This window comes from Escherichia sp. E4930 (genome assembly GCF_005845405.1).
GTDB lineage: Bacteria > Pseudomonadota > Gammaproteobacteria > Enterobacterales > Enterobacteriaceae > Escherichia.
On sequence record NZ_VCDZ01000074.1, the window covers coordinates 1 to 1,006 of the forward strand.

Sequence of the window (1,006 nt, forward strand, 5' to 3'; positions counted from 1 at the left end):
AATTTGTTCCGGCGTTTTCTTCCTGGTTTGCCGGCAACCGGTGTGGAGTGGCAGTGCTGACCGGTGTCCGGGCGGATGAATCCCTCAACCGCTTTATGGGACTGGTGTCCCAGCGCAAACTGAGATATGCCGATGATAAGCCCTGGACCACGGCGTCGCCTGAAGGGTTTTACTACACCATGTATCCGTTATATGACTGGAAAGCCCGTGATATCTGGATATATAACGCCAGAACCCGGGCTATCTACAATCCCCTGTATGACCTGATGTACCGTGCCGGCGTGCCGTTACGCAACATGCGTGTCTGTGAACCTTTTGGTCCCGAACAGCGTAAGGGACTGTGGCTTTACCATGTTCTGGAGCCGGAAACCTGGGCCAGGATGTGTGAACGTGTGTCAGGTGCTGCCAGCGGGGCGCTTTATGCCAATGAGAGCGGTGCCTATTTTGCCCTGCGTAAGCGTATCACGAAGCCGCCTCATCATACCTGGCGCAGCTATGCGATGTTCCTGCTGGATGTGATGCCTGAAAGAACGGCAGAACATTACCGTAACAAGATAGCTGTCTATCTGCGCTGGTATCAGACGCGGGGCTTCCCGGATGACATTCCCGATGAACAGGAGAATGACCTGGGCTGCCGGGATATCCCGTCCTGGCGACGTATCTGTAAGACTCTCATAAAGAATGATTTCTGGTGCCGGACGCTGTCCTTCAGCCCGAACAAACCCCGGCACTATGAACGTTATCTGCAGCGTATGAAGGAAAGGAGGAAGGAATGGGGGATTCTGTGACACCGGAGATGCTGGGCGACATGATTCGTCAGTACTTCAGCCAGGCACGAACTGAAGAAGAAACCATACAGGCCCTGAATCATCTGCGCAGGGTACTTCATGAAGTCAGTCCTTTTGCACAGGAGCCTGTGGACTGTGTGCTGTGGGTGAAAGCAGATGAGGTGGTGGCCAACGATTATAACCCCAATGTCATGKCGCCGGGTGAGAAGAAACTGCTG

Annotated in this window: 2 protein-coding genes; both read left to right on the top strand. The window is 53.9% G+C overall.

Going from position 1 to position 1,006, the window contains the following annotated elements; translation table 11 throughout:
* The coding region (locus tag FFT88_RS25120; protein WP_135406030.1) for a DUF3440 domain-containing protein at positions 1-788 on the top strand (788 nt) is incomplete at its 5' end.
* The coding region (locus tag FFT88_RS25125) for a ParB/RepB/Spo0J family partition protein (protein ID WP_217355975.1) at positions 773-1,006 on the top strand (234 nt) is incomplete at its 3' end. The genes FFT88_RS25120 and FFT88_RS25125, both read left to right, overlap by 16 nt.